Origin of the sequence: Streptacidiphilus pinicola, assembly GCF_003258295.1 — a bacterium.
GTDB classification, from domain to species: domain Bacteria; phylum Actinomycetota; class Actinomycetes; order Streptomycetales; family Streptomycetaceae; genus Streptacidiphilus; species Streptacidiphilus pinicola.
The window spans coordinates 1-4784 of sequence record NZ_QKYN01000241.1 but is presented as its reverse complement, the minus strand read 5'-3'; the positions used below and the strand labels follow the sequence as shown (position 1 = coordinate 4784).

General features: G+C 75.1%; 5 protein-coding genes and 1 pseudogene. All 6 read left to right on the top strand.

The features are described 5' to 3' along the window. Positions 1-183: 183 nt before the first annotated feature. Complete coding sequence (locus tag DN069_RS38425; RefSeq protein WP_133260195.1) at positions 184-1644, top strand: hypothetical protein; 1461 nt, start codon at positions 184-186, stop codon at positions 1642-1644. Beyond that, positions 1641-2210, top strand: coding sequence for a CPBP family intramembrane glutamic endopeptidase (locus DN069_RS38420; RefSeq protein WP_111507881.1), 570 nt, complete (start codon positions 1641-1643; stop codon positions 2208-2210). The genes DN069_RS38425 and DN069_RS38420 overlap by 4 nt, the downstream gene beginning before the upstream one ends. After that, positions 2207-2995, top strand: a complete 789-nt coding sequence (locus tag DN069_RS38415; protein WP_133260194.1) for a hypothetical protein — start codon at positions 2207-2209, stop codon at positions 2993-2995. Before DN069_RS38420 ends, DN069_RS38415 begins: the two co-directional genes overlap by 4 nt. A gap of 100 nt (positions 2996-3095) precedes the next feature. After that, entirely contained in the window at positions 3096-3656 is a 561-nt protein-coding gene (locus DN069_RS38410; RefSeq protein ID WP_111507879.1) for a dihydrofolate reductase family protein, read from the top strand. Between the two features lie 48 nt (positions 3657-3704). Further along, entirely contained in the window at positions 3705-3986 is a 282-nt protein-coding gene (locus DN069_RS38405; RefSeq protein WP_133260193.1) for a hypothetical protein, read from the top strand. 77 nt (positions 3987-4063) lie between these two features. Next, positions 4064-4784 (top strand): annotated as a pseudogene (locus DN069_RS38400) (hypothetical protein); the annotation flags it as partial.

The following is a 4784-nucleotide window of genomic DNA, read 5'->3' as shown; positions in this document are numbered from 1 at the left end:
ACCCAGCCCCCGCCGTGCTGTTCATCCGCCCGATCCCGTCACCGGTTCGTCCACGTCCCGCATACCTCCACCCTGGCACGAGGGACTGACAACGCCGCAGGCAGCCACGGACGAGACCACGGGTTGGCCCAGGGGGCGAGCCCCATGGGATAGTCGCCGCTGCGTTCGGTGCAGGTGCTGCGGGTGAGGTGGGAGGGCGCGCTGGTGTTGTTGGCGCACGCGTTCGGGAAACGGTACGAGCTGCCGATCCCCCTGGTGTACTTCGTCCTGGGCGCGGCCCTGGTGGTCTTCCTGTCCTTCCTGGTGGTGCTGCCGCGCCGCATGGCCGGCGGGCCGGTCGAGAGCGGGGAGGAGCGTGGGGCGCCGCTCCAGCGCGGGTGGGCGGCGCCCGGCATCGGGGTCGCGGGGCTCGGCGGGCTGATCGCGGTCGGCATCGGCGGATCGCAGACGGTCGCGGAGAACATTCTGCCCACGGTCTTCTGGTTGGTGGTGTGGATCGCCGTGCCGCTCGGCTGCGGCCTGCTCGGCGACTGGACCCGGCCGCTCAACCCCTTCGCCGCCCTGGCCCGGCTCGGCGACCGACCCGCCGCGCGGCGGCTTCTTTTCGGCAGCGCGCGGCCGGTGTCCTGGCCCGCCCGGCTGGGCTGGTGGCCGGCGACGCTCGCCTTCTTCGCCACCGCCTGCGGGGAGTTGGTGTTCAACCAGACCGCGACCCTGCCCCGGGTCACGGCGTGGGGCCTGCTCGGCTGGGCGGCGCTCTCGCTGGTCGCGGGCCTGTTCTTCGGCGCTCCTGCCTGGCTCGCGCGCGGCGAGCTCTTCTCCGTGCTGTTCGCGACCTGGGGCCGGCTGGGGTGGTTCCGCTTCGGCGCGGCCGGGCGCCGCGGCCTCGCGGGCGGTCTCGAGGACGGGTTCGAGGCCGTGCCGAGCCGGATGGCCTTCGTGATGCTGCTGCTGGTCTCGGTCTCCTTCGACGGCCTGCTGGCCACGCCGCTCTGGTCGCGGGTGCGGCTCGACTGGATGCGGGCCGCCACCGCGCCCGCGACGGCCGTCGAGTGGGAGACCGTCGCCGCCTTCGCGCTGCTCGGGCTCCTCACCTGGTGTGTGCTCGGCGCGTTCGCGCAGGCGGTGGCGCGGCTGGGCGGCCACGACGTGCGCCCGGCGGCCGCGCTGCACGGCCTGCTGCCGTCCCTGCTGCCCATCGCCTTCGGCTACCTGCTCGCGCACAACCTGCAGTACCTGCTGATCAACGGGCAGTTGCTGGTCCCACTGCTGGGCAACCCGAGCGGGCTGGACGGCGGGCAGTGGCTGCCCGCGCCCTTCGACGACAGCTTCGAGCCGGACACCCACCTGCTGCCCAGCTCGGCCTTCTGGTACGGGTCGGTGGCTGTGATCGTCGTCGTACACATGGCCGCGGTCGTGATCGCCCACGGCCACCTGGTGCGTCGCGGCCGCGACGAGCGGGCCGCCAAGGCGTCGGAGTGGCCGTGGATCGCGGCGATGGTCGCCTACACCATGGTCAGCCTGGTGCTGATGGCGCAGCCGCTGGTCAAGGAGGGCCCGGCGCCGTCGAAGCAGTCGGCCGCGACCGGCGTCGGCGGCCGCAGCTCCCAGGTCACGGCCGGCCCGGGGGCGGTGGCGCGGTGACGTTCGGCGTACGGGTGCAACTGCTCGGCGGTCTCGTCGGGTTGGGCCTCGCCGTCGCGCTGCGGGTGAGTATCGCGGGGCCGGCGGGGGCCGGGTCGCCGGTCGCCGGCGTGGTGTTCGGGGCCGCGCTGATCCTGCTCGCGCTCGTCTGCGGCCTGCCCCGGCCGGAGTTGAGCTGGCGTCAACTCGCCTGGGGCGCCGGGCTGGCGGCCGTGCTGTGCGCGGTGCCGCTGGCGCGGCGGTGGACGGAGGCGGGCGTGACCGAGCCTGCCGGGGCCCTGCCGCTGTGGGCGGCGGTCGTGTCCTTCGTTGCCGTCGCCGAGGAACTGCTGCTGCGCGGCCCGCTGTTCGAGCGCGCGAGGGAGCGGTACGGCAGCATCGTCGCCGTCGCGGCGACCAGCGTCGCGTTCGCGCTGCTGCACGTGCCCGTCTACGGCTGGCACGTGTTGCCGCTGGACCTGGCGGTCGGCGTCTGCCTGGGCGGGGTGCGGCTGTTGGCGGGGTCCGTGACCGCCCCCGCCGTGGCGCACACGCTGGCGGACCTCGCGGGCTGGTGGCTGCGGTGACCCGGGCACAGGCGACCAGGCTGGTCGCCCTCTGCCTCGGACTGCTCACGCTGGCCTGGCTGTTCACGCCGCCGATGGCCACGCCGCCGCTCTACGACGGCCTCGGCTTCCCCGACGAGCCCTACCGTTACGTCGTCGCGCCGCCGGGCACCCAGCGCACTCAGCCGCCCTCGGTGGGCGAGGACGACGGCCTCGTGTTCAAGGGCGTCGGCCCGCAGGTCCTGCTGCCCGTCAGCGACGAGAACGGACCGCAGGTCCAGGCCGGGATCCCCGCCTCGCAGCTGTCCGTCCCCGCCGGTACGACGCAGCTGGTGGCCAAGGCCACGCCGCTGGCCCTCCAGGGCACGACCCCGACGGACGGCACCGCCTGGGGGAACGTCTACCGGCTCACGGTCACCGGCGACCACGGCCCCGTCACCGCGACCGGCCGCCCCACCGGCGACAGCGTCGTGTCGCTGCGCGCGCCCTCGGCGGCGCAGCCCGCGCCGGTCATGGAGTACCGGCCCGCCGGCGGCGGCCCGTGGCGCGACCTGCACACGATCCGCGTCGGCAACGACATCTACCAGGCCCCGCTGCCCGGGCTGGGCGACTACGTCCTGGTCCGCCTGGCCCCCGGCGCGAGGCGGGGCGGCGCGCAGACCGGCGCTTCGCATGCTGCGGAGGGGCACAGCGGTCGCGGGAGTGCGCTGCTGTCGTGGGTGCTCGGCGGTGCTTTCGCGCTGCTGTGCGCGGCGATCCTCGCGGTCCGGGTGCGCCGTACGCGCTCCGGCGAGGCAGGCCGCTGACGTGACGTCACCTGTTTGGCCGTCGTCGGAGAGCCCACCCGGTGCGCCGTCGTGGGAGAGCATGGGGGTGAGGCACTCACGGAGGTGCGGGGAGGTCGAGATGGCCAGACTGATCTACACGGCGATCGCATCGCTGGACGGCTACGTCGAGGACGAGACGGGCGGCTTCGGCTGGGCTGCGCCCGACGAGGAGGTCCACGCGTTCGTCAACGATCTGGAACGCCCCGTCGGCACCTACCTCTACGGCCGCCGCATGTACGACACGATGGTCTACTGGGAGACGGCGGGCCTCGCCGCCGGCGACTCGGCCGTGAGCCGGGACTACGCGGAGCTGTGGCGCGCGGCCCAGAAGGTCGTCTACTCGCGCACACTCGACGGCGTCACCTCCGCCCGCACGCGGATCGAGCGCGACTTCGACCCCGCGGCGGTCCGTCGGCTCAAGGCGGGGGCGAGCAGCGACCTGTCGATCGGCGGCTCCGAACTCGCGGGCCGGGCGCTGGCCGCGGGCCTGGTCGACGAGGTCCGTCTCCTCCTGCATCCGATCTCCGTGGGCGGCGGCAAGCCCGCGCTGCCGCGCGGCCTCCGACTGCCGCTGGAACTCGTCGGCGAGCGCAGGTTCGGGAGCGGCGTCGTCCAACTCCACTACGTCACACGGCCGTAAGACCTCTCGCCTTCCTGGCCCGGTCCCGTCGGCGTAGCGTCGGTCGTCGTGACGATCCCCGAGGAACCAGACAGCCCCGGCTACCGGCCGCGGCCCCGGCCTGCACGACGCCGCCACAACCGAGCGGCGACGGCGATGTCCTCCACCGTGCTGGTCGTCGTCGCGAGCATCGACATCGCGGACGGCCCGGTGCTGCTGGGCTGGCTCCTCACCGCCGTGTTCTTCGCGCTCCTGGCCTGGGACCTCGCCCCGCTGCTGCGCGCTCGCGAGCGTGGAACTCAGCGCGAAGACGGGCGCGCAACCGGGCGCGAGACCGAGCAGAAACGCTGATCCGCGCGGACGCCGCAGAAGCGGAACCCGGGCCACCGGCTGCGCGTCGGTTTGCCTCGGGCGGGTACGGTGCGGGAATGGAGATCAACCACGGGGGCGGGACGGCGCGCGGTTCGGTGCTGCTGATCGGCGGCGCGCCCGGCGGCAAACGCCGTCAGCCCGTGCGCCCCGAGGCGGCGCTCGGCCTGCTGGCGACGCTTCCGCCGGAGACGCTGCTGGGCAGCCCGATACCCGCCAGCGTGTTGCAGCTGGCCGACCCGGCCGACCCGCAGCTGCTGCTCGCGCAGCTGCAGGCCGCGTCCGTCACGCCCGGCCCGGTCCTGGTCGCCCTCGTCGGCCAGCTCACCGCGGACCGGCGCCGCAAGGAGCTCCATCTCGCCCTGGCCCGCACGTCGCGCGACAACACGCGCTACACCGCGCTGCCGTGGGCCTGGCTCGGCGACCAGCTGCGGCAGCGTCCCGTCGGCACGACGACGGTGCTGGCCGATCTGGTGGCCGACCCCGAGGCGTGGGCGGTCCTCCAGCAGCAGGGGCCGGAGGCCCTGACCGCAGGCCTCCCGCTGCTCGGCCAGGTCAGCCCGCCCGGCACCACCGGCGACGGCTACGCCCCGCCCTACACCCGCGCCCTGGTCGACCAACCCCGCCGCGCCCAACCCGGCACCCGCCCCGCCGCCCTCCACCACCCCGCCCCCCCCCCCGCCCTCCCCGCCGGAGCCCTCCTCCCGCCTCCGGAGGCCCCGCCGCCCACGGCCCGCGTCCCCCCACTCGCGCCCCCGCCCCCCCCCCCCCGCCCAGCCA

Excerpts from the sequence above, each read along its gene's own strand:
- DN069_RS38410 (WP_111507879.1), top strand. The coding sequence starts at position 3,096 with ATGGCCAGACTGATCTACACGGCGATCGCATCGCTGGACGGCTACGTC.